A 23,346-nucleotide genomic window follows, 5' to 3' on the forward strand; every position below is an offset into this window, starting at 1 on the left:
ACCGAGGAACAGGCCCGTCGTGGCGGCGAGGCTAGTTCCGGGCAGTTCGGTGCGGAGAACGGTGCCGATCCGTCGGAAGCCGGTCGTCGTGGCGGCGAGGCTAGTTCCGGGCAGTTCGGTGCGGAGAACGGTGCCGATCCGTCGGAGGCCGGTCGTCGTGGCGGCGAGGCTAGTTCTGGGCAGTTCGGTGCGGAGAACGGTGCCGATCCGTCGGAGGCCGGTCGTCGTGGCGGCGAGAACAGCCATGGCGGCAATGACTGATTGAGTCGGTCTTCCTGCCGCGGCCCGCGTATGCCTTCCCGGTGTGCGCGGGCCGCGGGCTCGGGTCTGTCCGGGCGTTGGGTGTGCTGAGGATGAACGGGAGGTTCTGATGGCGCGGATTCACCAGGACATCGAAGTAAGTGTCCCCTTATGGGAGGCCTATGAGCAGTGGAGTCGTGTTGAACTTTTGCCCGGGTTCCTTCGGCACCTTTCCTCAGCGGTCCCGCTCGAAGACGAGCTGGTCCGCTTCACTACCGAGATCGGCGGCAGGAGCCGTCAGTTCATCGCCCGAGTCCAGGATCGCCGCCCGGACCGGATGATCAGGTGGTCCTGCGCGGAAGACCCCACCCACCATGGCGAGATTACCTTTGACGAGCTAGGCCACGGTCGTACCCAGGTGGACCTTACAGTGGTGTGGGAACCGGCCCGCATGTCGGAGACGTCAGGGTCGCTGTTCCGGCTTGATGAGATCAGCGTGCTGGAAGATCTTCAGGAGTTCAAACGCTCCGTCGAAGCGAGTCATCGGAACCGGCGCCCTCTTTCCAGGCTCATCCCGGGAAGATCAAAGACTTCCACCCGCTGATTCGACAGCGATGTGAGATTGAACTCGGCCTCGGCATCCTTCCTGCTCGCGGCACGTGCCACCGGCTGTGCTGAGGAGGCATGGTAGTTGGTCGACTCTGGTGTGGATGTGGGAGTAGCGCTGCGGTTACGCGCCAAGGATGGTGCCGATAATCCCAACGATTCCGAGTACGGTCATCACGGCGACGGTGATCCAACCCAGGGTGTTGCTGAGGCGTCCGTTGACTTGGTCGCCCATGAGTTTCCTGTCGCGGGCGATGAGCATCGTGATGATCAGGAAAGGTGCCGCGGCGATCGCGTTGATGGTGGCCGAGAGGACCAGTAGCTGGATCGGGTTGCTGAAGATCAGGCTCAGCACGGTGCCTAGAACCGCGCCCGCGAGGACGAGGGTGTAGAACACCGGCGCTTTGCGGGGCGAGGAGTCCAGATCCCAGTTCTTGTTCAGCAGGCCCGACAGGCCGGCCGCGCCGGAGGCTGCGAGCACGGGGATGGCGAGGATGCCGGAGCCGATGAATCCGAGGGCGAAGAGCAGCTTGGCGAAGGGGCCGGCAATGGGCTCCAAGGCCTTTGCGGCATCGTCCGCCGACCCAATCTCGGTGCCGCTCTGTCCGAGAGTCGCCGCCGTGGCCACGATGATCGCAAACATGATCAGCACCGAGAACGCCATGCCGGTGAAGACGTCGACCCGGGCGAGACGCTTCTTGTTCTTCGTCTCCTGTGGTCCACGCTCGTTCAGCCCGGCGGCGTCACCATCCGAGGACTCGGCCTTGAGATCCTCCACGCGGTGGGCGCTCTGCCAGAAGAACAGGTAGGGGGAGATGGTGGTGCCGAAGATCGCCGCGATCAGGGCCCAGTAGCTGAGGTCCCAGTGCAGGCGGGTGGCGAGGAGTCCCTGGAGGATCTCACCCCAGTCCGCATGGACGGTGAAGAGGACGGCGACGTAGGCGAAGAGGGCGAGGCACAGCCATTTGAAGATGCGTTCAATGGTCGCGAACGAGCCTTTGGCGAGGGTGAAGGCGATGCCCGCACCGGCGATGAGGTTCCAGAGGAACGCCGGACCGGCGCCCAGCATCTCCATGCCTTTGCCGACGGCGAGGGTGTCCGCAGCGAGGTTGACGACGTTCGCGATGATGAGGGCGATCAGCAGGATGGCGATGAGCAGGCGGAGTTTGTGGGAGAACTTCTCCCGGGCCAGGGCGCCGAGGGATTTTCCGGTGGCGAGGGCGGTGCGGTCGCAGATCTCCTGCACCGCCATCATCAGCGGAAGGGTGGCGGGCACCGTCCACAGTGCTGAGGCTTGGTAGGTAGCGCCTGCTTGCGCGTAGGTGGCTATGCCTGAGGGATCATCGTCGGAGGCACCGGCGATCAGGCCGGGGCCGAGTGCTTTGAGGTATTTCTTCGCTCCGCGCGGTTCATCTGCGCGGGCTGGGTCGAGTTCGGGGGCGTCCGTGGCCACGGGTTCCTCCTGGAAGACAATTGGGTGCGCTCAAGCGGCTGAGCCGACCGGGCGGTGGGCAGAAGGTGTGGCTGCCGTTGACAGGATCACAGGCAGCAGCTGCTCCTCGTCGAGGAGATCAGTGGTGGCTTGCTCTAGATCGGTTGAGGGAACCGGTGAAGCTCACGCAGCGTACCGGGCGTTCGTGCGTGAGGCTCCGATCCACTTCTTGTATGGGGCGAGTTCTTGAGCCATGGATCGAGAGGTGATCTCGATCGTCATCTGGCGGCGCTTGGCATCCCGTGCCACGGCCAAGTAGAAGGCGCGCCGATCCCACGAAGAGCGTAGCCCCTTGGATTGGCAGAGAATGAACCGCAGAGTGTTCCCCTCGATGCGGTATTTAACGATGCCCTGGACGTTGCCGTCTCGGTAGATCTCGTATCGGTTCTGAACAGGGTTATCGAAGATGTTCCGGGTCTTGTTGACGAGTCGCATGCTCTCTCCTTGTGAGGGTTTGAGACGAGAGATCTGATCGGGTGAGACCGGTGTAGCCGTGGCAGAGAGGACCGAAGCGTCCACCCTGCCTTTAAAACCTAGTTCACCAAACTATCTATAAGCAAGAGGGTTCGAGATCACCCTGTGGAAGAGGAACGGAGGGGTTGATATGGCAGCAGGACTGATTGACGGTGGTGATTGGTGCGCAGCAGTTGAAGGGTGGTCTGCGGACGATGAGGCGAGGGGTGTCAGGGATTCTTGACGCCCCTTCGGCATTAAAGGGCCTCGGCTGAACAGATCGGTTATGGCGCCGAAGATCTAGCACGGCGCCTGGAGGCTCGGAACTGGCGAGCGGCTGTTGCAGAGGTGAGGCGTATTTGACCAGCCGATCCTTGTCCCACACGTGGGACACGTGTGATGTCCCACGCATGGGACAAAATGAGTTGGCTACAGAGTGGCCGGAATACAAGACCGACGAATCCTCCGATGACGTAACGAGCACCGAGTACGTCGTGGGCCTGGACCGCGACGAACAGTGGATCGCCGGAGTACTACTCAAAGCTCGCCTGGACGCCCTGGCGGTCGAGGAAGCGTATGGTCTGATCCGAGCCCAAGCCGTAGCGGCCCTGCGCGAGAAGGGGCTGAAGGTCCGTGAGATCGAGCAGGTGCTCAAGCTTGGCGGGGCCTCCCGCAGCCAGGTGAGTCGGGATCTCCGACGCCGGCCTGAACGGTTCGAACCCGAACCCGTCATCGACAGACTTGTCGAAACTGCCTGGCGAGAGGGCCCGCAATACAGCTGGGTACGTCCTGCCCCTCGGGAAGGCGACCTGCCCCGGGGCAGGTTCCGCGTTTCCATCAACATGCTCAACTCTCTTTGAGAGCAATCCTGCCGAAACGACCCTCGTGAAGGAGAGAACGTGACCAGCGAAAAGCAGCCTGACCAGACGTACCGGGCGGTTTGCTACTTCCACCCTGAAGTTGCATTTCCGGTCCGCGAGGACCGCTTGGACGTCCTGGAGGATAAGAACTCCCATGCGCACCGGCCCGGGAGCCACCACGTCGACGTGCTTGCCGTGGACTTCCCCCCCCCGACAGAGATCGAGGGGTACCCGAACGCAGGCTATGCCCGCGAGTTCGGAGGCCTGATCGAGCGCGAACTGCAGCACATGAAAGACCGCAGGCACCGGGGTGATGACGGCCCGGCTTCCCAGGCCGTCGACGCGCCATAATCGGTCGTTTCCGTCGCACGCGGCCGCGCGCGACGACACGCCGGGAGAAGGTGCGCCGAAACTACCGCGCCGAAACCATGGTGCGCCGCAACCCCCTCCGGGGCGTTTCCGGCGCGCAGCGCTAGCGTGGAGGCATGAGCACCGACTTCACTGATGGACGACTACACGCCCGGGACCGCTGGCCCGAGATCTTCGCAGAGCTGGACCATGACACCGCCGCCGCCGTGGAGACGGCGCTGGTCGACGGCTGGCATGAAGGCTGGACCCCGACCCGGGAGGAAGTCCAGGATCTCGCGGACGAGGCCCGCGGTCTGATCACGCCGGCGGAGTACCTGACCCGGGCCGCCGCCCGGGCGCGCGCGGCGTCCGGGGGAGAGGCCGGCTGATGGGCGCCGCGGAGGACTGGGAGGCGTACCTGTACCCGGTGGAGGAGACCCAGGGGCCAGGCCGCGTTCTGCGGAACAACTTCGAGGAGAAGTCCCTGGCCGGGCTGATGATCTACGAGCGGTCCGCGACGGCGCTGCGGCAACGCCAGCTGAGTCAGGGCGTGGTGAAGATCCCGCAGACCTTCGACGCGGAGCACGTCCGGCGGATCCACGGCCACCTGTTCCAGGACGTCTACCCGTGGGCGGGACAGTTCCGCAACGTGGATATCTCCAAGCGCGGGCAGCCGTTCGCCGCCGTCGAGGACATGGGGGCGTACCTGGACGTGGCAACGGAGTTTGCCAGGGGTGCCCGGTGGGGGGACATGACTCACGAGGAGTTCGCGCGCTCGATCTCCGTGGTGTTCGCGTACACGAACACGGCCCATCCGTTCCGGGAAGGAACGGGAAGGACGACGAAGCAGCTGCTGCGCGATGTCGCCGCCCTGTCCCCGTACCGGCTGGACTTCGATGACGTGGACAAGACCACTTGGAACGCCATGGCCCGGGCCTCGATGCCGGCTCCCGGCGGTGACGGGCACCCGCAGCTGGAGGAGGCCATTCCGCTGTTCCGGACGATCACCGTCCGGCGCGAGGCGATGCCGGCCCAGGTGGACGAGTACGCGCAGATCCAAGACCTGGTGCGGGTCGCTTTCGACAACACGAAGTTCAGGGCAGCGCTCGGCGGCGTCACGCGTCCCGAGGAGGCGTCTCCGACGCTGCAGCGTGACCAAGGGAAGGGGTACGGGCGGTCATGAGGATTGGATACGGCAGGGTGTCCACGAAGGACCAGAACAGCGACCCTCAGCGCGCGGAGCTGGAGGCTGCGGGCTGTGAGCGGATCTTCATCGACCACGGGGTGTCATCGCGGATTAAGGACCGGCCCCAGTGGCTGGAGTGCCGGAAGATCTGGCGTCCGGGGGACACGCTGGTGGTGCGGAAGCTGGACCGCATGGCGGGCAGTGACACGATGATGCTCACCATTGCCGATGAGCTGCGCGAGGCGGGCATGGGTTTGGAGTCTCTGACCGAACCGGAGTTCGACACGAGCACGGCCATGGGGCGGGCCATGTTTGGTTTTGCCGCCGTGCTTCTGCAGCTGCGCGTGGACGCGATCCGGGAGAACACCATGGCCGGGTTGGAGTACGCGAGATCCCAGGGGCGGGTGGGTGGACGGCCCACGGTCATGACCCCGGAGCGCATCGCCCAGGCGGTGCGCATGCGCACCGTGGACGAGATGCCGTATCGGGCGATCGCCAAGGTGCTCGGCGTGGGAGAAGCGAGCGTTCGCCGGGCGTTAGCCTGCATGGATCAGGCGGCGTAGCGGAGACGACGGAGGGGGCGCACCCATGGCGGGTGCGCCCCTTCCGTCTTTCAGTGAACCAGCCACGCGGCAAAGGTTCCTTCCCCTGCAGTGTTTCCCCTTGCCCCGATACGAAGCCGACCCCCGCAATCCTGGGTGCGGTCAAGGGTGGCCGGAGGCCATCGCGGAGCGACGCGCAGCGCCCTTGACGGTACTCATGATTGCGGCACAATCGAGCTTCGGGGCAAGGGGACAACCCGCCCAAAGTTTCCGACCGGTCAGGCGTGAACCGAGGCCGGTTCCGGTGTTGCCTGCTCCTTCGGCGGTCGCCCACCCTTGTTTACCTTCGGGGGAGCGGACAAGCCGAACTTCTTCAGCTCGGCTTCAGTCCACCCGGCCTTGACGGCGGCGTCCCAGGTCTTGGCCCGCAGCTTCTCGGCATCTTTCAGCTGGGCGGCGAGATCTGCGGCGTCCTTCGCCGCCTCGGCGGCGGTCACGGCTGCCCTAATTCGGGCGTCCTTTTCCTCTTCCAGCTTGCGCCGGGCTTCCTCTTCAATCTGCGAAATGTCCATGCCTCCATCGTACCCAGTGGCTGCCAGAGTGCCAGAGCGGCACCGTGCGTAATGCGCGCGTTGCGCACCGGGAAGGGTGGTCACCCGAGCGCCGGGCTGGGTTGCCGTCCCGACACGTGTGCGAAGGTGCGCCCCGCGCTGTGGTTCCCTGGCTTTGGCCGGGGAATGAAGGTGGGCCCTCCGGGGGGTTTGCAAAACTCCCCCGGTCCCCCAGGGAGGAGCAAGCTATACATTTACGTGCCCGTAAATGGCTTGAAATCCGACCTGGGCGGCGGATTTGTGTCACACTGGACGTGTGAGTCCCCGAGGTCTCGGGGTCGCTGCGCTGGGCCGAAAGGAGTTGTCATGGCTGAAGCCAAGACGCCACGACGTCTTACGAAGTCGCGCCGTGACAACGAGAAGGGCGGGCGCACGGAGTACGTCAAGGTCTGGTGCACTCCGGAGGAAAAGGCCGCGATTCGGGTCAAGGCTGCGCTGCAGGGTGTCACCCCGCCGCGGCTTCTCATCGAATCTGCCTTCGCGACCTCGGGGGAGACGGCCTCTGACCGCCGTGCGCTGGCGGAGGATCTGATGGGCATCCGGACCCTGCTGGGTGCCGTGTCCAACAACGTGAATCAGATCGCTAGGCATGCGAACGCCACGGGCGAGTTTCCTGATGACGCCGCCGCGACGGTCGCCGCCGCGCGCCGTCTCATGGCCCGCATCGATGAGACCGTTCGGGGCGTGATGCATCCATGATGCCGAACGTCACCAAGGGCGACCGCATGGTCGGGCTGGTCAACTACCTTACCGGTCCGGGTCGCGCGAACGAGCACACGAATCAACGCGTCATCGCCGCCTCTGACACCATCGTGTCCGTGGAGGCCGGCCAGCGTCTGAACGCTGAGACGGCGATCCGGCTGGGCCACGAACTCGACGTTCCCAAGGCCGTCTTCGGCGCGGGCAAGCCAGGAGCCAAGCATGTCTTCCACGTCTCCCTCAGCCTCTCTGCTGAGGAAGGAGCGTTGGACGATGCGACGTGGGGGAAGGCCGCCAACGACTTCGCCGAGCGGATGGGTTTCACCGGCTCTGACGGCAAAGCTCCGTGCCGCTGGGTGGCCATTCACCACGGCATGAGCAAGGCAGGGAACGACCACATTCACCTGGCCGTTTCGATGGTCCGCGAGGACGGCACCCGCTGGTCTCAGCACAAGGACTTCAAGCGCGCACAGGATGTGTGCGATGCCCTGGAGAAGAAGTACGGGTTGCGCGTGGTCCGTGGTGAGCACGCCGAGCGCGGCTACCACCCCAAGGAGCGGGAACGCGCCCTGGCCCAGGGTGCTCCGGAGCTGGACCGCGACAAGCTGCAGCGCATCCTCCGCGCCGCCTCCACGGCCTCCGTGGACGAAGCCGAGTTCGTGCGCCGCGTGCGCGCCTCCGGCGTCATCATCCGGCCACGGTTTGCCCAGGGCGGGCAAGGCGTCGTTACCGGATTCAGCGTGGCGCTGCGCCCCACGAGCCGAGCCGAAAAGCCGGTATGGTTCGGCGGCGGGAAGATCGCCCGCGACCTCACCCTGCCGCAGATGCGCAAGGGCTGGACCGTCACCGAGGAGAGCACCGCCGAGGCGCTGGCCGAGTGGCGGGCCGCCGCCAATGGCGAGCGTCCCGCCGTCGTCGGGCGCGAGGCCCGCACCCCCACCGCCGAGGAATGGAAGAGCGTCACCGCCGAGGTGGGCGAACTGTTCGAGCGGATGAAGTCCATACCCCTTTCCGACTCCGGGTTGTGGGCGCAGTTCGCGCGCGAAACCTCCGGCGCTTTCGCCGCCTGGAGCTTGCGGACCGAGGCCGCCCCGGGGCCGCTGGCCGATGCGTCCAGGGCGCTCTCTCGCACGGCCCAGTTGCGGCGGTTCCCGCCGCGCGTGGAGCACGCCCCCATGCCCAGTGCCAAGGGTGCCGGCATGCTGTTGATGCAGACCGCCGTGGGGCCGTCGACCGCCGCCGGGCACGCCCTTCTCTTGGCTCAGCTGCGCAACACGATGAAGGCCATGCATGACATGCACCGCGCCGCCGGACGCCTCCAGGACGCCGAGCGTGTGAGGGTCGCGGCCATGGACAAGCTCACCATCGTGCGCGGAGATCTCCAGAGCCTCCAGGCGCGGCACGTGGCCGCGACTCCGGCGCCCTCCGCCGCCTCGCGGTGGCTGGACGCCGCGGCCAGCGTGGAGAGCGACCACGAGAAGCTGCAGCGTCTGGTGAGCCAGTCCTTTCCCGGTCGGGACACTTCCGGTCCGCGCAGCACGCCCACGGCTCCCACGGAGCAGGCCGCGGTTGCCGGCGGGATCTCGACGGGTGGACCCGGGAACGCCGGGCAGGAGCCGGATGCGGTTCGCGGCGGTGAGGTCAAGATCGTGGACGTTACGGCGCTGCCGGAGCAGCTGCACCTTGGACGGTCCGTCTCCACGGACTGGATTCGCGTGAAGGACGCCGAGGGTGACCAGAGGTTGTCCGCCAAGCCTTGGAACGTGCTGTGGACTGCCTCTCGCACCCACCAAGGGCCGGAGGGAGGCGCGTCGACGTGGAGCGAGCTTTACCACCACGAAGGATGGATGGGTTCCTACGCCGCATCCCGCGCCGCTCAGATGAGCGCGCGGGAGAAACTGCAGGCCGCGTTCAAGCCGGAAAAGCTCTGGCCCATCACGGCCACGTCGGAGGCGCGCATCCTCGTGCTGGAGTCCGTCGATGACCTCGTGACGGCCGCTCAGCGGTGGCCCGCGGAGGGCGGCAAGATCTCCTTCGAGGCGATCGCCGCGGACGGCGTTGACGGAGTGATGGTCCGCGGGGGTGCCCTCACGGATGGCTGGGGACCGCTGGAGGAAAAAGAACCTCACGCCGAGGTCCGCGCCCAGTTCTACATGTGGCAGATCGAAGGCGTGGTGTGGCTGCGTCCTGACCACCTCCAGGTGGGCAAGCCGGAGCCCGTCGACAAGAGTAAGGCCCGTGTCGACGCGACACCGCTTCCGAGCGAACGGGAGCGCCTGCAGCAGCTCGTGGCCCAGTCCTTCCCGGGCGCACCCTCGCCCGGGACGCGGGTCACCACTGAGCCGTCGACCCGGACTCGCGCGGAGGGTCCAGAGCGGGACAAGGGCCGCGGGCGCTAGGTTCTGGCCATGATGTAAACCCCGGGGTTGTCATCTGACAACCCCGGGGTTTACATTGGGTGCATGGAATCACACTCAACCCTCCCGGAGACGGTCCTGCAGCTATTGCGCGATGCGTCTGCCGGAGAAGAAGGCTGGGCTGAGCGCTACGGCGGTCCTGAGGGCGTTGAACGCCTGGCCGTGGAACTGTCCGAACAGCTCTCCGACGTTGCTGCCGAGCTGGCCCAGCTGCGCGCCGCGGCGATCGCCGTACAGCTGCGGAGCAAGTCAGTGGTGCAGGTCGCGCAGTCGGTCGGCATCAGCCGGCAGGCCGTCTACAAAGCCTCCCGCGTCGACGGACACAACCCCTTCAGCCGCCTCGCCACCAGCGAAAGGAATTGGTGACCATGCACCCCCTGACGACGAACCGCCGAGCTGCTGCGCTGCTGTGGGCCGGCCTGATCCTCAACACCATCCCCACCCTCCTGGCTCTGTCCTGGGTGACCATCACCTTCCAGGAGCCCTTCACAGGATCCGAGATCGTAGACCGCATCGTGTCGCTCCAGACGGCGATTTTCGCGGTCCTGTACCTCGGCCTCCGGTACGCCTGCCGGCCCCTGTTCAACATGGCCTGGGAGGAAGTGCCCGGCGCCCATGGGATCTGGTACCTGGCCGATGATCGCGAAAGGTACCGGGAGTTCAACAAGCTCACTCCCGCGCACTGGATCACCGTGCTCTTCCGGCCTGTCGTCACCCTCGCCACCGGCCTGGTGGCGATCGCGCAGACCGGGCCGGAGGGTGCCAGCGCCGCCGTCATCGCCACCTACGGCTACTTCGTATGCCTCACGGAGGTCTGGCACATCAGCTGGAGCCTGCCCGAGGAAATGTCCCTGCCCAGCTGGCAGCCCGTCCGAATCGTCTTCATGGGCGTGCGCGCCCTGAGCTGGGCCGTCCTGACCACCGTCGCGAGCATCGTTACTCACGCCAGCTTCTGGGCCATTCTCGTGACCGCCGCCGTGCTGGCCGTCTTCGGCCTGGCCTTCGGCGGTCTCAGCACCCAAGTCCGCCGCCTGGTCAAGAGGTCCTGACGTGGCACCCCGTACTTGGCTCTCCATTGACGGCCTGCACGCCGGCGACGTCGTCGGGATCCTCGAGGACGGAACGGCAACGTTGCCCCTGACAGAGCAGGCCGTCATGGTGCAGCTCCCGAGCGGGCTGCAGCTGGTCGACGACGACGAGGTGACCGGCTGGACCGTCGTGTGCAGCTGCACCAGCAGCTGGGACGCCCCGCGCTGGGCAAGGAACTTCGACGGTGGCCAGGCCGACCCTGAGCGCCGCGTGGACGGCCTCAGAGCCGGACACCCCTGCAACCCCTCGGTGACGGTGGCAGAGGCGCTCTGGAAGGCATGGAAGGCGCACTCTGACCGGGAGGTGGCCGTGACCGAGCTGCACGCCGCACGCCGCGCTCACGAGGAAACCGCGCGCCGCCTGGCCAACGCCGTCGCCGCCTCCCGCGCGATCGAGCTGCAACTCTCCTGGGCCGAGATCGGCTCAGCCGTGGGCACCTCCAAGCAGGCCGCACACGAGCGCTGGGGCCGGGTCAAGACCGGAGCGGGTCAATGAGCTGCGCCTGGTGCCACGGACCGATCCCCGCCGGGAGCCGGCGGGACGCCAAGACGTGCAGCAAGCGGTGCAGGCAGGCGCTCTCCCGCTTCCGCCGCACGGTCGGCACCGCCGAGCGGGCTGCGTCGACGCTGCGCCTGGCCTACGCCGATCCGCCCTACCCCGGCAAGAGCCGGCGCTACTACGCCGATCACCCCGACTTCGCCGGGGAGGTCGACCACCGGGCACTCATCGAGCAGCTACAGGAGTTCGACGCGTGGGCGCTGTCCACCTCAGCGGAGGCGCTGCAGGACGTCCTCGCCCTGTGCCCGCCAGGATCACGGGTCGCGGCCTGGACCCGCGGCGCCCGGCACACCGTCAGCGCGGGGCCGCTGAACGCCTGGGAGCCGGTGATCTACTTCGGCGGACGCCAGGACGTGTCGCTTCCGGCCGCGCGCGACATGTCGCGCGGATCCTCCGACGACACTTCCGCCGATCCGTCGCACCACGCCGGCGTCGACGTGTCGCGTGCCGCCGTGGTGGACACGTCGCGTGCACCAGGTGACGACGCCTCCCGCGCCGAGGTGTCGCGCGTGGCCACACGCGACGTTTCCCGCCGCGTCGACGCCCTGGTGCACGGCGTGACCGCCCGGGCCACCGACCCCGGCCACGTCACCGGAGCCAAGCCCGCCGCCTTCGCCCACTGGCTCTTCGCGGATCTCCTGGGTGCCCGCGCCGGAGACGAGTTCACCGACCTTTTCCCCGGAAGCGGCGGCATCATGCGCGCCTGGCAGCTCTACACCGCGGGCTGAGCCGCTTCACTGTCAGAGCTGATTCTTACCCTGGGAGGATGTCTAAGCCGCGCCGTGATCGTCTGTGGCCGCGCCAGGCAACCACCCGGCACGCCTGGTACCGGGACGGCCACGACCCGAACGCCCTGCCCCGGCAGGCGCTCGTCATCGCCTGGAGAAGCCACTCCTACAAGTGGTGGGCCAGGATCACCTACTGCGTGGAGATCACCGGCCAGGACGAGCCCGCCGTCATCGACCGCTGGGTGCCAGCCGAGACGCTACGCCCCGTACCCGCCGATCCCAACCGCGCGTTCGGACTGCGCTGATGCAGAAAAAGTCGCACGAGATCTCGTGCGACTTTTTCTGCATCAGGATTCAGGCGATGCCGAGGAACACCATCAGCGCCCGCTCCACGTCCACCAGTTCCGTGGCTGTCAGGTGGCCGACCAGCTGGCGGGCGTTCTCCCGGGGAATGGTGGTCATCTTGTCGATCATCAGCTGGCTCGGAACCTTCAGGCCCGTCCGGGCGGAGGGCTCCACGGGGATCCGCAGCAAGGGCGCATCCGTCAGGGTCGAGGTCAGGGGAATGACCGTCAGGGATCCGACGTCGCGGAAGCGGTCATCCTGGATGACCAGCGCCGGACGAGGCTTGGAGGCGTATCCGCCGCCGGCCACCGTCCAGATCTCGCCCCTCACTCCTCATCCCAGGACACGGACACATCATCGATCCACTCATGGATCGCCTCATGCCGGTCCGCCTCAGCGACCAAGGCGCTTTGACGCTGCGCCTCATCAGAGAAGTTCTTCGAGCGCGTGTCCGGGACCCACACCTGAATAGGCCGGTAGCCGGCCTCCCGCATCCTGCGCCGATGCTCACTCACGCGATCCTTCACACTCATACCCCCATTGTTACATGTAACACTGTTGGGTGGTAGCGCGATCGGCGCCGGAAGTTGTAGAGGTTCCACAGACGAGTTCCGCCGGCGCCGGCGCCGCCGGCGGACACAACTTTCCCGGAAACACGCGGATTTTCTCTCGCGCCCCAAAATGGCCGACTGTGGGAGTCCTACAAACGGCCGACAGCCCCCAGCGCGAAGGAGAGAAAGCGCTGAGGGCTGCCGTTATCCGGCAGAGGGGGGATCTGCCAGTCTGTGGGGTCAACTGATGTTGACGGTCTTCCGGGGGAAGAGCTTGCGGCCCAGCCATATGGCCAGGCCGGCGCAGACCACCGCGAGGATCACTTCTACGGTGGTGTCAGAGGGGATGATGCCGCCGGCCTTCATGTCCCAGAGGAAGTGGACCAGGACCATGGGCCAGAGACGCCGAAACAGCAGGTACAGCGTGGCGTGGGTCAGGATCCAGACGGCATGCCCGGGCAGGCCGCTGAATCCCTGGTAAACGTGTCCGCCCAGCAGTCCTGCCGCGGAAACCAGCAGCAGGACCACGGCCAGGGACTTGGCCCACCGTGCAGGCCTCCGGGTGATACCGGTGACCATGAGGCCCAGGGTGATCGCAAAGGCCACCGGCATCAGGAAGTAGGAGAATTCCTCCCACAGCCCCGCCCGGGCCGAGAGACTGAGCACTCGATAGGCAGGAAGGTCGACGTTCAGAATGTCCGTGTCACCGGTGGCCTTCAGCCCGAACTTGCCCAACTCGTTCGAGGCGATCTGGCCGACGACCAGCACAGCGAAGATGAAAGCCAACTCCAGCTGCAGACGCCGGCGCGGCGTCCGAAATGGGGCCAGGGCGTAGAGGCGCGGCTGCGGGAACTGCCGGAACATGAACAGCATCAGGCCGAAGAAGAGGATCAGCCCCACGTCTGTGATCGTTGACTTCACGGGATCAGTCCCGAAGGCCTCCGCCACCTTGCCCGCGGGACCGAAGTACGCGGCCAGGCCCGGGACCACGTTGATGAAGATCATCGCTCCGGACAGGGCCAGGCTGAAGGACGTGCCGATGACGATCTGCCGCCGGTCCATCCACGCCTTCAGCCGGTCCCGGGCGTCCGGTTTCGCCGGGGCATTCTCCGGGGCGCTCACTGCTTCTCGCCCGTCCGGGCGGGCCGGGCCTGCTTGTTCAGGAAACGCGCGAACGGCGGAATGATCGCCGCTCCGAGCGCGACCATCCACACGGCGGTCCCGAGGCTCTGCAGAGCCGCGGCCCGGTCCTCCGGAGTGGCTTTCGCCAGCGCGTCAATGAGGTTCGCGGCCTCCTGGGCACCTCCGTAGTTCCAGAGGGCACCGAGGAGCCCCAGCCCGAGGAACAGCACGGCGGCGGTCTGGAAGTCCCGGTCCCGCAGCGCGCGACGGAACGTGAGGCGATTGGCGGACGGCTTCATGGAGGGGCGCATCTCAGCGGCTTCCTTTCGTGAGGTTGGAGTTGCGGGAGGCCCGAGCGTTGTTCGGACGGGCCTTGGGGGCGTTGCGCGGGGCCGCGGCCACAGCGGCGCTGGGGTGAGTGCCCTGGCTGACGTCGGCCAGCACCCGGGCATCCACCGCGGACTGATCGGCCTTGCCGCGCAGCGTCGACGCGAACTCCTCCCGGCGCTCGGCAGTGTCCCACTGCTGAGCGGCCTCCTGGTCCTCCATGTCCTGCTGCTGGTTCAGCCAGGCCACGTCCTCCGCGGACGGTCCGCCGTCCATGTCAGGCTCCGGCGGGGCGTCCTCCCACTGCTGGGAGCGTGCAGCTGCAGCGTCGCCGACATTCCTGTGCCCGGCGGCGGCGTCCTCCTCACGCCCAGCTGCAGCGTTCAGATCCTGAGACTCCACCGACGCCGCTACCGCCTCGGGCGTCTCGGCCTGGCCGGTGGCTTCCTTCCACTGACGGATCAGCTGCCGTTCATCCGAGCGGCGCCCGTCGATGGTATCGGCCATCTGATGCGACATGGACCATTGCGAGTACCGCTCCGGATTCGTCGCCTTCGCCCACGCCTCCGCCTGGGCGAGATCCGTCTTGTGCTGGTCCTGCTCCTGGGAAGATCCTTGGGTAGCTTTCGCTTGTTGCCCCTCCGGGGAGGCCAGCCACGCACCGACCAGAGCCACGTTCAGGCGGTCCTTCTCCTCCGGGGTGCGGGCCTGGGCCATTTCCCGGGTCCACGCCCCGTCCATGAACGGCTCGTGCTCCGCGGCCCACTCTCGGGCGCGCAGCAGATCATCCAGCCGGTCCGGCATCGAGGAGGTGACCTCGATCCCGCGCTTGGCCAGCTCCTGCTCAATCCGTTCCCGGGCCGCTGCGGCGTCCTGATCCTGCCCGGACCAGGACGCCGCAGTCTTGTACGCGGCACCGATTTGATCCGCGTCCGCGGACTTCCACCAGGAATCCGTCCCGACCGGGGCAAGGGAGGCACGAGCTGCACCTCGCTCCGCCTCAAAGCGGGCCTGCAGCTCGCGGCCCTGCCGCTCCGACACGGCGCGGGCTCGGGTGAGCTGTTCCTGCCGGGCGCGGGCTGCGACCTCGGCCAGCCGGGCCGCGACCATCATCACCTGGCGCAGCAGATCATCGGTCGCTTCACCGATCCCATCAGACTGATGCTGACTCATCACTTACCTCCCTCATCCTTCGTGTTCTTCTTCGGCTCCCGGACGTCCGGGAAAAACTCCGCCGGCGGCTCCGCGATCTGGAACGGCTTCAGCGGGTCGGGCGAGTGCTGATCGTTCTTGCACCCGGTGAACGGGCCGTCCTTGGCGGACAGCAGCACCGGCAGGTGATGGTCCAAGTGATCCTTCAGCCACACGCTCATGCCGGTGCGCCCGTCCAGTCGCAGGTGCTCCCAGGCCCGCCACAGCGCCTCCAGGCGGATGATCGCCTCGGCGTGCTTCCACCACTCCGGGCACCAGGTGGTGCCCTCGCCGTTACGCGCGATCTGACGGCGATACACGGGGATGAGGAACTTCGTCACCCATTCCGCCGTGGACCCGTACACCAGCTCCGGGTCCGGGACGTCCTCCGACGTCGCCGCCGGGCGCGGCTTCAGGATCCCGGACTTCAACGCCTCGGGGATCCATGCCTCCACCGCGGCGAAGTCCCACCGGGGAGGTTCCCACCCCAGCGGGGCGGGAGCTTCCCCGGCCATGACGAGGGTGCGCCACCGGCTGGGCGTGATCGGCTCCGCGGACTCCGCGACCAGCGCGACGGCATCAGCGACGTTCAGGACAAAGCCCATCCCCTCCCGCTGATCGTCAAGCTCCCCTGACGCGGAGGCGGGACGGTTGCTCTCCACCCAGACGTCAAGGATGCTTTGAGACCACCGCGGCACACCGCCCGTGCGGATATCCGCCTCCGGGACCGTGCCGGCCATGACCATGCGCCGGAACGTTGCCGTGGTGATCTTCTGTCCCAGCTCCTCGCTGAGCAGCGCAGCGCCCTCGGCAGCAGACAGGTAGAAGTCTTTCCCATCCGGGGCGACCAGGACAGCATCCGCGTCTTCGTCGGCCCCGCGCTCAGCCTTGGCCACGATCCCGTCCAGCCAGGCGTCAAGGACGTTCTGAGACCACCGCGCCGTGGTCTCGTCCTCTTCCTCCGGGGCTGGGGCGTCGCCGTTGATGACCATGCGCCGGAACGACGCGGCGGAGGTCGCTTTCTGCAGCCGCTCACTGACCATCTTGGCCGCTTCGGAGGCTGACACCAGGAAGTCCCGGCCCCGCACGACGGCGGGGGCCGGTTCCGGCTCTTCCTCTGTAGCCGGCTCTTCCTCAGAGTCCGGGGAATCCTCCGTGGCCTCGGAGATCTCCGCCGCGTCGACGTCGGAGATCTCCAGCTCCACCGCTGCCTCTCCGTCCGTGGCGGAGCTGTCAGCGGCGGCCGCAGGCGACACGTCCTCCGGTGCGGACTCCTGTAGCCACGCCTCCGCGGCCTCCGCGGTGACCTCCGGTTCCGTCCACGCATCGACCGGTTCAGTCATGGCGTGCCGCCTCCAACCACTTCGAGGTCACGGACGGTGCCGCCGCGACCGGCTTGTTAGCTGTATTGCTGGTTACCTTGTTCGCCAGTTCGGCCCGGTAGGCTGCCACCAGCTCGTCCGGGCGCTCTCCGGTCTTGCGGAGCACCACCCGGTGGAACCACGGCCAGGTGGTGCGCCGGGCCTCGGCCCCCGCGGCCTTCTTCGCACTCTCCGTGGTGGGGTCGTTGAGGTTCAGGGAGAACCACACGGCATCTGCGTGCGGGGTGTCCATCCAGCGCACCGTCTTGATCAGTACCGCAGGTGCACCGGCACGCTTGACGATCGCGCGCCCGATCGGCATTGCGGCCAGGTCGCTCACGCTCCAAATGGACTCCTTGCCCCCTTCGGGGCTCATGGAAACACTCTTGCGCTCCCCGGTGGAGATGTTCATCGTGTCGTAGCGGTACTCCCCCAGGGTGGAGGAGACCTGACGCAGGAAGCCTTCCTCATCCAGGCCGGAACCGATGGTCTTCACCGTGGCGGAGGAGTAGATCTTCCGCATACCCTTCTCGCCCCACAGCTCCTCACCCTGGCTGTAGCTTTGCAGCCAGGCGATCGGGAGAATGCCCTTGGAGCCGTAGTGGCTGTACTTGTCCGGCAGATCCTTCCAGACACACACGTTCGCGATCTCATCCAGCGGCATCACGAACGGCACGGGCATGCGCCGGAAGGGCTGGGTCATGGCGTAGTCCTCTGCAGCGTCGGCGACGGCCACGGTGAGCGCCGTCGTCAACGCTGCGGCAGATCCGCCGCCCTCCTTGCTCAGCAGGTACAGGGTGTCCGTGCTCTTGGCGAACTCCGCCGGGCTGAACTGCGGGCGGCGGTCATCCGGCCCGGTCGGGTTCACCCAGTCGCGCACGCCCGTGAACTTCAGCACTGAGCACATGGCCTTCGCGGTGCCCACGATGCCGTCACGCTGGCCGTCGTCCAACTGCAGCTGAGACTCCAGTGCCGTGCCGTACCGGGCGTACCTGCCGCCCTGGGCCGCGGCGAGGATCTTCTGCGGCTCGCTCATGGCGATAGTGCCGCCGCTGATCCAGTCGTACACACGCACGATCGGCAGATTCCCCAAGGCCGCGGCCAACAGCAACGCCGCCAGCATGTCGCGGCCCTCGTTGTCGAAGTAGGGATCTTCACCCTTGGTGTTCGGCCCGCGCCCGGCGACCTTGAAAATATCCGCGAGCTTCTGGGCGTGGTCGTCATCCACGACGTAGGTCAGCGGGTTCCACCACCAGGCGGGAGTGTCGGGGGTGATCTTCTGAGGGTTGAACGCCCACACCTTCCCCCGCATCGAGCGCCACAGCCGCGTGGCGTCGATGACGTCCGGCTTATTCGAGGTAGTCACGATCGCGCCCGGGCCGTCCATCACAGCAGGGATTACCTGAGTGGTGGACTTGCCCTGGCGCGGGCCGAAGATCGACAGCGCCACGGATTCGACGTCCGCGACGAGCCGGACCAGGCCGGCCACGGCGATGCCCAGGAAGATTCCCGGCCACTCCAGACCGAAACGCTTGGCCGCACGGTGGGCGCCGCGCTCGGTCAGCATCGCAATGTCCTTGCCCCGGCCCATCTGGAACGCCTTGTAATCCACCCGAGAACGGCGCTTGCGTGCCGCGGCACGCATCACGAGCACCAGGACCAGCACGACCACCAGGAGGGCGATCGCGCCGGCTAGGCACCAGGTGGAGGTCACGGACCAATGCAGCTTGCCGGTGATCAAGCTCAACGGCGCTTCGATCGGGTTCATGGGCAGTTTCTGCCCGTCGCGACTGAGGATCGAGCCGCCGTAGATCCCGGCGTCGACCACCAGGACGACGGCGAGGAAGATCCCGATCCCGACGAACATCATCCACGTGCCCGGGGTGATGGTGGAGGTCTTACGCTGTTGCATCACTGACCTCTTCCTCTCCGAAGATCTCCTTTTCGATTTCCTCGGTGCTGGCACCCTGCTTACGCAGGGTGTCCCACCGGGTGTTGGTGTCGGAGATCCGGTCCTCCACGGCGGTGAGCTTCATCTGCACGGGAATGCCGGGAGCCTGGCCGAGCTTGACCAGGAACTTTCCGCGCCCGTAAGGGGCCGTCTTGCCGTGCTGATTGGTGGTGATCTTCTTGACGTCCGCCCAGGACTCCACCCGGCGCTTCTCCTCACGGGTGAGACGGCGGAAGTGCTCGACCTCGCTCAGCTCCTTGGAACCGAGACCGCCGAGCACGACCATGGCGCAGCGTTCCACGAAGCCCTTGGCCTTCGCCCGGTCCGTTTCATCGGCCACGGCCTCGAAGTCCTTCAAGGTGTGGGAGATCATCATCTGCCCCACGCCCTCGTTCCGGTTCAGGCGGGTCAGGGAGTCCGCCTTGTCCACGATGCCGCGTCCCACGCGCAGCGCCCGCCAGAACTCGTCAAGCACGATGTTGTAGTTCCGGCGCTTCTCCACGCCGGCGTCCGCGAGGATCTGGGCGACGTTCACGGCCTCGAAGCCGACCGACCAGCACGCCAGCAGGCCAGCGGCCTGCTTCTGCGGCTGGGTGTCGGGCAGGGCCGAAAGGTCAAAGCACACCGAACGGGTCATATCCAGCTGCTCACTGGTCTCCCGGGAGAACATGTCCCCCAGCGGACCGGAGCCGGAGGCGATACCGATCAACGACGTCCGCAGGGCGTCCGTCGCGTCCTGATACCGGGAAATGTCGCCCCGGTCCAAGACCACGTTCCGCAGATCTGCCGGAGCCTGTGAGATCAGCTCGTCCAGATCCTTCACCAGCGGAACGCCGTCATGCCGGTCGTACAGGATCTCCAGGGCGCGGCCCAGGATGAGGTCTTCCTGCTCGGACGGCTTGGCCTCACGGGAGACGGTGATAAGCGCCATCATCAGAGCCTTGCGCTGCTCGTGAGCGCCCCGGGCCACTTCCTCCCGCAGCGTCCCGCTCAGACGCTCGATCGCCGCCGTCGACGTGCCCGGGTCCAGCGGGTTCAGGTACCCGCGCCCGTTGCCCAGGCGAATGACCTTCCCGCCGGCCTCCCGGGTGCGGAGCACGTGCTCGGCCTTCACGTCCCCCAGGTACAGACTGGGAATGCCCCGGCCCGCCAGCCACAGGCACTTCTTGCCCACCGCCGTGGACTTCCCCAGTGCCGGGTTGGACATGTAGTACACGGACGGGTTCGGGATCAGTCCCTGCTCAAAGGCACCGAAGTGATCCAGGCCGACCACCTGGCCGGTGAGCAAGTGCTGGCCCAGCGGCGCGCCCGCCAGGGGTGCGCCGGAGCCGGAGGAGAACGGCCACAGGCCGCACACCTGCCGGGAGGAACCGCGGTACTCCGGCGGCAGGTCCAGCAGGTTCGCATAACCGCCGCCCGGGATCCGGTAACCCCGCTTCAGCGGGGCGAAGTACCGGCTGCGCGGGGCCGGCTGGGGACGCAGCTTCAACAGGTTCATCAGACTGCCTCTCGGATCTTGGAGGGAACCATCACGTAATCGGGCAGGACCAGGCCCAACGGCAGCGACGCCGCGAACGCGGTGTCCTGTGCCCCGTAGGCGGGCCGGACGGTCAGCTGCGATTCGGCGGCGAGATCCTCCATCGTGTAGCTCACGGCCAAGGCATCCTCCGCGTAGCGGGTCGTGGCCGTGATGACCACACCGAAGTTCAGCATCCCGGCGTCCTTGGCGATCTCCTTAGCCGTCTGCACCGTCTTGGCGTAGTCGTCAATCGCCCGGAAGTTCGGGGTGTTGGTTGAGTTCGCCCGGCTCGATGCCGCGTTGACGTCCTTCTCCGCCACGTCCATGGCACGGGCCGCGGACACCGGACGGAAGAGGAACGTCACGCGCTTGCGGTCCACTTCCCCGGTCGGGGATAGCACCGCCTCCAGCACGTTCGAGAACACCTCACCGCGCGGTGCCACCGACATGACCCAGGACTTCGAGAAGCCCGAATCGTGCCGGTACCACTCCCACCCGGAGTTGTGAGCGATCGGCCCGACGTCGTTCCAGGACAACGCCGGGGTGACACTCTCAGCGTGGGCGGCGGCGATGTGCTGGGCCACCGCCGGGTCATAGGCGCTGCGCACGACCTCACAGAGCGTCTGCGCCGTGACCGGGTGAGCGTCCCCGGCGCCGCACTGCTCCAGGTGCTCGGTGAGCTTACCCAGCCGCGCGGCCAGGTCGATGCCCAGATCCTCCACCTTCCGGGGCCGCGGAGCGCCCTGCCTCCAGGCCGTCACCGTCACAGCGAGGAAGGCCCGGGTCACCGGGGCCGACTGCGGGAACGTTTCCTTGATCTGCTCCATCATCTGCACGGTGGCCGGCGGGGCGTCGGGGTGACGGTTGGAGTCCACCCACTGGCGCAGACGCACGCCGAAGTCCGGGGCCGTCTCCACGGTCACGGACGCGGCCACCACATCGGACTGCTTCCCCAGATCCGCCAGCCAGCCGCCCCAGTTCGCCACGTAGGTGTCGATCGTCTGCGGATCCTCCAGGGCCAGGCCCGTGGGCTCGCACTCGATCACGACGGTGGCGTGATTGGTGTCCGGCATGAACACCAGAGCGAACGGCCGATCGAAGGAATCCACGAACTGGTGCAGCTGCGACTTGGCCAGCAGGCCCGGCAGCTGCGCCGTCCCACCCGGGACCAGGCCCGTGGGACCGGAACGGTAAAGATTCGTCCGCCGGTTCACGGCCTTACGGTGAGCACGCTTGGCGAGCATGCGAGTGATCCGGGACTGCCCGTGCTGATCCCTGATAGTGAACACCACCAGGGCCACGGCCAGGACGATGAAGGCAATGAAGCCCGGGATCGGACCGGCCAGGCGGAAGATGAACAGCAGCACCAGCAGCGCCGCGATCATTGCCATGGTCTCCAGCGCGCCCAGCTTGCCGATACCCGCGGTGCGAGGCTTCCGCCAGTTCCCGTAGGTCGGCTCCTTGTACGTCGTCTGCTCACTCATCCCCAGCACCATCCTTCATCAGCTCCGCCTCGCCCTGGACGTCGAAGGCCACCACACGATTGCCGAAATCCGGCCACACAGAGTTGGCGCTCTTACCCAACCCAGCGGTGATCCTCCCCGTCAGCTCCAGGCCGCGCGATGCGGACACGGGACGGTAGCGAAGCGTCACACGCTTGCAGTCCCAATCAACTGACTTCGACTCCGGCAGACGTGCCCGGGCCTGCTCCATCATCTGCAATACGGCATCGGACACGCCCTGATTCAGCGGCGCACCAGTCTGCTTCTTCGCGTTCATGAGATCCCCTCACTTACTTCCAGACGGGCCTTCACCCGTCGCTGACTCGGCGGCACCGGCGACTGCCTGGGCACCCTTCTGCAAAACCTGCGCACCAGCGGCGGCGGCGATACCCGCCGGGCCAGCTGCGGCAGCTGCCCCACTGGCCCCCGCACCCATCCCGGCACCAGCTCCAGCTCCAGCTCCGGCGGTCGACGCGGCACCCGTGCTCGCCGCTGCGCCCGTCCCCCCGCCCGTCGACGCCGCGGCCCCGGTATTCGCGCCCGAAGGCGTGTTCGCCTTGGGCTGCGTGGGACTGTTGGTCGCGCCGGAAGGCTGCTCAGTCTTGCTACTGCTGTTATTGCTACTGCTGCTGTTGTTGCTCGAATTACTGGACGAGTTGCGGCCACCGCCCTGGCGTCCGTTACTGACCGCTCCGGAGGCGAGAGAGCCCAGCATGGCGCCCAGCGCCGCGCCGCCACCGCTCCCGCCGCCCGCTGCGGAGGCAACCATCGGGGCGACCAGGCGCATCAACGCGGGCAGTGCCACCAGGGACATGATCATCAGAGACAGGCCCACGATGACTTTCACCCCCTCGTCCGAGGAGGCGAACATGTCTGAGGCCGTGAGCTTGAACGCCACCGCGTAGCAGAGCGCCGCGGCGGGCTTGTACAGCACGAAGGCGATCATCCAGGAGACAAACCGCTGGAACCACATCTTCCCGGCCTCCGTGTTCGTGAACGCCCCCGCAGTCGGAAGCGCCCCGGCCAGCAAGATCAGCGCCCCAGTACGGGCGACCATCAGAATCAGTTGCACACACGACACCAACGCCGCGATGACACCGAAGATGATGATGAACAGGACGCCGAGCTGCCCACCGAGGGCGATCATCCCGCCCACGCTCTTACCGAATCCCGCGCCTTTAGTCGCGTTATTCAGCAGGAGCTTGGCCAGCTCATCAAAGCCAGTGATCAGCAACTGCAGAATGGCCACACCGGAACCGGCCACGAGCACGAACGTGATCAGCTGCTTGACCATGCCGCGCATGTGCTGGGCTCCATGGGCGTGCTCCCACACCAGCCGGCCACAGCCGATGAGGATTCCGAAGATGACCAGCACGAGGGTGTACCACCAGAGCTGGTTCTGCACGAACCACACCACATCAGACTGCTGATCAACCGTGCCCGCTTCGATCACGCGAGGGGTATCAACGTTCACCCAGAACGTCCCCAACCACGCAACCGACTTACCGAACATTTCCAGCACGGCGTCTTTGAGCTGATCCAGGGCACTACCCGTAACCGCCTTGGCAGCGTCCTTGCCCAGTTCACCGGCTCCACACAGAAGATCGCCCCATGAGCATCCCTTAGTGGGAGTAACGAGCGGATTCAT

General features: G+C 66.7%; 28 protein-coding genes. 13 read left to right on the forward strand and 15 right to left on the reverse strand.

Going from position 1 to position 23,346, the window contains the following annotated elements; translation table 11 throughout:
* Nucleotides 1–246: hypothetical protein (locus AB6732_RS16795; protein WP_370961036.1), on the reverse strand; the 246-nt coding region annotated here is incomplete at its 3' end.
* Between the two features lie 124 nt (nucleotides 247–370).
* Here AB6732_RS16795 and AB6732_RS16800 point away from each other — a divergent pair.
* Nucleotides 371–844 carry an SRPBCC family protein gene (locus tag AB6732_RS16800; protein ID WP_370961037.1) on the forward strand — a complete coding sequence of 158 codons (474 nt, stop codon included), beginning with the start codon at nucleotides 371–373 and terminating at the stop codon, nucleotides 842–844.
* Between the two features lie 126 nt (nucleotides 845–970).
* Here AB6732_RS16800 and AB6732_RS16805 read toward each other — a convergent pair whose 3' ends face one another.
* Nucleotides 971–2,299 (reverse strand): Nramp family divalent metal transporter, encoded by a 1,329-nt coding sequence (locus tag AB6732_RS16805; RefSeq protein ID WP_370961038.1) that lies wholly within the window; start codon nucleotides 2,297–2,299, stop codon nucleotides 971–973.
* 162 nt (nucleotides 2,300–2,461) lie between these two features.
* Nucleotides 2,462–2,773, reverse strand: a complete 312-nt coding sequence (locus tag AB6732_RS16810; protein ID WP_370961039.1) for a hypothetical protein — start codon at nucleotides 2,771–2,773, stop codon at nucleotides 2,462–2,464.
* 428 nt (nucleotides 2,774–3,201) lie between these two features.
* Here AB6732_RS16810 and AB6732_RS16815 point away from each other — a divergent pair, with 428 nt between their 5' ends.
* The 5 genes from AB6732_RS16815 (at nucleotide 3,202) to AB6732_RS16835 (ending at nucleotide 5,748) form a co-directional block, all read left to right on the forward strand.
* A complete protein-coding gene (locus AB6732_RS16815) occupies nucleotides 3,202–3,651 on the forward strand; it encodes a hypothetical protein (protein WP_370961040.1) in 450 nt (149 codons plus the stop codon).
* Nucleotides 3,652–3,690: 39 nt separating this feature from the next.
* Nucleotides 3,691–4,002 (forward strand): hypothetical protein, encoded by a 312-nt coding sequence (locus AB6732_RS16820; RefSeq protein WP_370961041.1) that lies wholly within the window; start codon nucleotides 3,691–3,693, stop codon nucleotides 4,000–4,002.
* Between the two features lie 134 nt (nucleotides 4,003–4,136).
* Nucleotides 4,137–4,388: a hypothetical protein gene (locus AB6732_RS16825; RefSeq protein ID WP_370961042.1), complete on the forward strand. Its 252-nt coding sequence runs from the start codon at nucleotides 4,137–4,139 to the stop codon at nucleotides 4,386–4,388.
* Entirely contained in the window at nucleotides 4,388–5,182 is a 795-nt protein-coding gene (locus AB6732_RS16830; RefSeq protein ID WP_370961043.1) for a Fic/DOC family protein, read from the forward strand. Before AB6732_RS16825 ends, AB6732_RS16830 begins: the two co-directional genes overlap by 1 nt.
* The gene (locus AB6732_RS16835) at nucleotides 5,179–5,748 is read left to right on the forward strand and encodes a recombinase family protein (protein WP_370961044.1); all 570 of its coding nucleotides are present in this window, start codon (nucleotides 5,179–5,181) and stop codon (nucleotides 5,746–5,748) included. The genes AB6732_RS16830 and AB6732_RS16835 overlap by 4 nt, the downstream gene beginning before the upstream one ends.
* 257 nt (nucleotides 5,749–6,005) lie before the next feature.
* On the opposite strand, the gene AB6732_RS16840 is transcribed toward AB6732_RS16835, so the two are convergent.
* Nucleotides 6,006–6,299: a hypothetical protein gene (locus tag AB6732_RS16840; protein WP_370961045.1), complete on the reverse strand. Its 294-nt coding sequence runs from the start codon at nucleotides 6,297–6,299 to the stop codon at nucleotides 6,006–6,008.
* 345 nt (nucleotides 6,300–6,644) lie between these two features.
* Between AB6732_RS16840 and mobC the strand changes: the two genes are divergently transcribed.
* The 7 genes from mobC (at nucleotide 6,645) to AB6732_RS16875 (ending at nucleotide 12,134) form a co-directional block, all read left to right on the forward strand.
* On the forward strand, nucleotides 6,645–7,037 hold the full coding sequence (gene mobC / locus AB6732_RS16845) for a plasmid mobilization relaxosome protein MobC (protein ID WP_370961046.1): 393 nt from the start codon (nucleotides 6,645–6,647) through the stop codon (nucleotides 7,035–7,037).
* Nucleotides 7,034–9,436, forward strand: coding sequence for a relaxase/mobilization nuclease domain-containing protein (locus AB6732_RS16850; protein ID WP_370961047.1), 2,403 nt, complete (start codon nucleotides 7,034–7,036; stop codon nucleotides 9,434–9,436). The genes mobC and AB6732_RS16850 overlap by 4 nt, the downstream gene beginning before the upstream one ends.
* A 63-nt stretch (nucleotides 9,437–9,499) precedes the next feature.
* Nucleotides 9,500–9,820 (forward strand): hypothetical protein, encoded by a 321-nt coding sequence (locus AB6732_RS16855; protein ID WP_370961048.1) that lies wholly within the window; start codon nucleotides 9,500–9,502, stop codon nucleotides 9,818–9,820.
* Nucleotides 9,817–10,503: a hypothetical protein gene (locus tag AB6732_RS16860; RefSeq protein ID WP_370961049.1), complete on the forward strand. Its 687-nt coding sequence runs from the start codon at nucleotides 9,817–9,819 to the stop codon at nucleotides 10,501–10,503. The genes AB6732_RS16855 and AB6732_RS16860 overlap by 4 nt, the downstream gene beginning before the upstream one ends.
* A 1-nt stretch (nucleotide 10,504) precedes the next feature.
* Nucleotides 10,505–11,038, forward strand: coding sequence for a hypothetical protein (locus AB6732_RS16865; protein ID WP_370961050.1), 534 nt, complete (start codon nucleotides 10,505–10,507; stop codon nucleotides 11,036–11,038).
* A complete protein-coding gene (locus AB6732_RS16870) occupies nucleotides 11,035–11,829 on the forward strand; it encodes a hypothetical protein (protein ID WP_370961051.1) in 795 nt (264 codons plus the stop codon). The genes AB6732_RS16865 and AB6732_RS16870 overlap by 4 nt, the downstream gene beginning before the upstream one ends.
* A 38-nt stretch (nucleotides 11,830–11,867) precedes the next feature.
* Nucleotides 11,868–12,134 carry a hypothetical protein gene (locus AB6732_RS16875; RefSeq protein ID WP_370961052.1) on the forward strand — a complete coding sequence of 89 codons (267 nt, stop codon included), beginning with the start codon at nucleotides 11,868–11,870 and terminating at the stop codon, nucleotides 12,132–12,134.
* A gap of 49 nt (nucleotides 12,135–12,183) precedes the next feature.
* Here AB6732_RS16875 and AB6732_RS16880 read toward each other — a convergent pair whose 3' ends face one another.
* From AB6732_RS16880 to AB6732_RS16930, 11 genes are all read right to left on the reverse strand, one after another.
* Entirely contained in the window at nucleotides 12,184–12,504 is a 321-nt protein-coding gene (locus AB6732_RS16880) for a type II toxin-antitoxin system PemK/MazF family toxin (RefSeq protein WP_370961053.1), read from the reverse strand.
* Nucleotides 12,501–12,689 carry an antitoxin MazE family protein gene (locus AB6732_RS16885; RefSeq protein ID WP_370961054.1) on the reverse strand — a complete coding sequence of 63 codons (189 nt, stop codon included), beginning with the start codon at nucleotides 12,687–12,689 and terminating at the stop codon, nucleotides 12,501–12,503. Before AB6732_RS16885 ends, AB6732_RS16880 begins: the two co-directional genes overlap by 4 nt.
* Nucleotides 12,690–12,965: 276 nt before the next feature.
* Nucleotides 12,966–13,847: a hypothetical protein gene (locus tag AB6732_RS16890; protein ID WP_370961055.1), complete on the reverse strand. Its 882-nt coding sequence runs from the start codon at nucleotides 13,845–13,847 to the stop codon at nucleotides 12,966–12,968.
* Entirely contained in the window at nucleotides 13,844–14,158 is a 315-nt protein-coding gene (locus AB6732_RS16895; protein WP_370961056.1) for a hypothetical protein, read from the reverse strand. Before AB6732_RS16895 ends, AB6732_RS16890 begins: the two co-directional genes overlap by 4 nt.
* Nucleotide 14,159: 1 nt before the next feature.
* Nucleotides 14,160–15,347, reverse strand: coding sequence for a hypothetical protein (locus AB6732_RS16900; RefSeq protein ID WP_370961057.1), 1,188 nt, complete (start codon nucleotides 15,345–15,347; stop codon nucleotides 14,160–14,162).
* Nucleotides 15,347–16,708 carry a DUF4913 domain-containing protein gene (locus tag AB6732_RS16905; RefSeq protein ID WP_370961058.1) on the reverse strand — a complete coding sequence of 454 codons (1,362 nt, stop codon included), beginning with the start codon at nucleotides 16,706–16,708 and terminating at the stop codon, nucleotides 15,347–15,349. Before AB6732_RS16905 ends, AB6732_RS16900 begins: the two co-directional genes overlap by 1 nt.
* Entirely contained in the window at nucleotides 16,701–18,638 is a 1,938-nt protein-coding gene (locus AB6732_RS16910; protein ID WP_370961059.1) for a type IV secretory system conjugative DNA transfer family protein, read from the reverse strand. Before AB6732_RS16910 ends, AB6732_RS16905 begins: the two co-directional genes overlap by 8 nt.
* Nucleotides 18,625–20,175: an ATP/GTP-binding protein gene (locus AB6732_RS16915; protein ID WP_370961060.1), complete on the reverse strand. Its 1,551-nt coding sequence runs from the start codon at nucleotides 20,173–20,175 to the stop codon at nucleotides 18,625–18,627. Before AB6732_RS16915 ends, AB6732_RS16910 begins: the two co-directional genes overlap by 14 nt.
* Nucleotides 20,175–21,680 (reverse strand): SCO6880 family protein, encoded by a 1,506-nt coding sequence (locus tag AB6732_RS16920; RefSeq protein ID WP_370961061.1) that lies wholly within the window; start codon nucleotides 21,678–21,680, stop codon nucleotides 20,175–20,177. Before AB6732_RS16920 ends, AB6732_RS16915 begins: the two co-directional genes overlap by 1 nt.
* Nucleotides 21,673–21,975 (reverse strand): hypothetical protein, encoded by a 303-nt coding sequence (locus AB6732_RS16925; RefSeq protein WP_370961062.1) that lies wholly within the window; start codon nucleotides 21,973–21,975, stop codon nucleotides 21,673–21,675. Before AB6732_RS16925 ends, AB6732_RS16920 begins: the two co-directional genes overlap by 8 nt.
* A 9-nt stretch (nucleotides 21,976–21,984) precedes the next feature.
* Nucleotides 21,985–23,346 carry a hypothetical protein gene (locus AB6732_RS16930; protein ID WP_370961063.1) on the reverse strand — a complete coding sequence of 454 codons (1,362 nt, stop codon included), beginning with the start codon at nucleotides 23,344–23,346 and terminating at the stop codon, nucleotides 21,985–21,987.

This window comes from Arthrobacter sp. RCC_34 (genome assembly GCF_041360795.1).
Lineage (GTDB): Bacteria > Actinomycetota > Actinomycetes > Actinomycetales > Micrococcaceae > Arthrobacter_E.

Coding starts and splice junctions, on each gene's coding strand:
- AB6732_RS16800 (WP_370961037.1), top strand. CDS start 371: ATGGCGCGGATTCACCAGGACATCGAAGTAAGTGTCCCCTTATGGGAG.
- AB6732_RS16810 (WP_370961039.1), bottom strand. CDS start 2,773: ATGCGACTCGTCAACAAGACCCGGAACATCTTCGATAACCCTGTTCAG.
- AB6732_RS16815 (WP_370961040.1), top strand. CDS start 3,202: ATGGGACAAAATGAGTTGGCTACAGAGTGGCCGGAATACAAGACCGAC.
- AB6732_RS16825 (WP_370961042.1), top strand. CDS start 4,137: ATGAGCACCGACTTCACTGATGGACGACTACACGCCCGGGACCGCTGG.
- AB6732_RS16830 (WP_370961043.1), top strand. CDS start 4,388: ATGGGCGCCGCGGAGGACTGGGAGGCGTACCTGTACCCGGTGGAGGAG.
- AB6732_RS16835 (WP_370961044.1), top strand. CDS start 5,179: ATGAGGATTGGATACGGCAGGGTGTCCACGAAGGACCAGAACAGCGAC.
- AB6732_RS16840 (WP_370961045.1), bottom strand. CDS start 6,299: ATGGACATTTCGCAGATTGAAGAGGAAGCCCGGCGCAAGCTGGAAGAG.
- mobC (WP_370961046.1), top strand. CDS start 6,645: ATGGCTGAAGCCAAGACGCCACGACGTCTTACGAAGTCGCGCCGTGAC.
- AB6732_RS16850 (WP_370961047.1), top strand. CDS start 7,034: ATGATGCCGAACGTCACCAAGGGCGACCGCATGGTCGGGCTGGTCAAC.
- AB6732_RS16855 (WP_370961048.1), top strand. CDS start 9,500: ATGGAATCACACTCAACCCTCCCGGAGACGGTCCTGCAGCTATTGCGC.
- AB6732_RS16870 (WP_370961051.1), top strand. CDS start 11,035: ATGAGCTGCGCCTGGTGCCACGGACCGATCCCCGCCGGGAGCCGGCGG.
- AB6732_RS16875 (WP_370961052.1), top strand. CDS start 11,868: ATGTCTAAGCCGCGCCGTGATCGTCTGTGGCCGCGCCAGGCAACCACC.
- AB6732_RS16895 (WP_370961056.1), bottom strand. CDS start 14,158: ATGCGCCCCTCCATGAAGCCGTCCGCCAATCGCCTCACGTTCCGTCGC.
- AB6732_RS16900 (WP_370961057.1), bottom strand. CDS start 15,347: ATGAGTCAGCATCAGTCTGATGGGATCGGTGAAGCGACCGATGATCTG.
- AB6732_RS16905 (WP_370961058.1), bottom strand. CDS start 16,708: ATGACTGAACCGGTCGATGCGTGGACGGAACCGGAGGTCACCGCGGAG.
- AB6732_RS16910 (WP_370961059.1), bottom strand. CDS start 18,638: ATGCAACAGCGTAAGACCTCCACCATCACCCCGGGCACGTGGATGATG.
- AB6732_RS16915 (WP_370961060.1), bottom strand. CDS start 20,175: ATGAACCTGTTGAAGCTGCGTCCCCAGCCGGCCCCGCGCAGCCGGTAC.
- AB6732_RS16920 (WP_370961061.1), bottom strand. CDS start 21,680: ATGAGTGAGCAGACGACGTACAAGGAGCCGACCTACGGGAACTGGCGG.
- AB6732_RS16925 (WP_370961062.1), bottom strand. CDS start 21,975: ATGAACGCGAAGAAGCAGACTGGTGCGCCGCTGAATCAGGGCGTGTCC.
- AB6732_RS16930 (WP_370961063.1), bottom strand. CDS start 23,346: ATGAATCCGCTCGTTACTCCCACTAAGGGATGCTCATGGGGCGATCTT.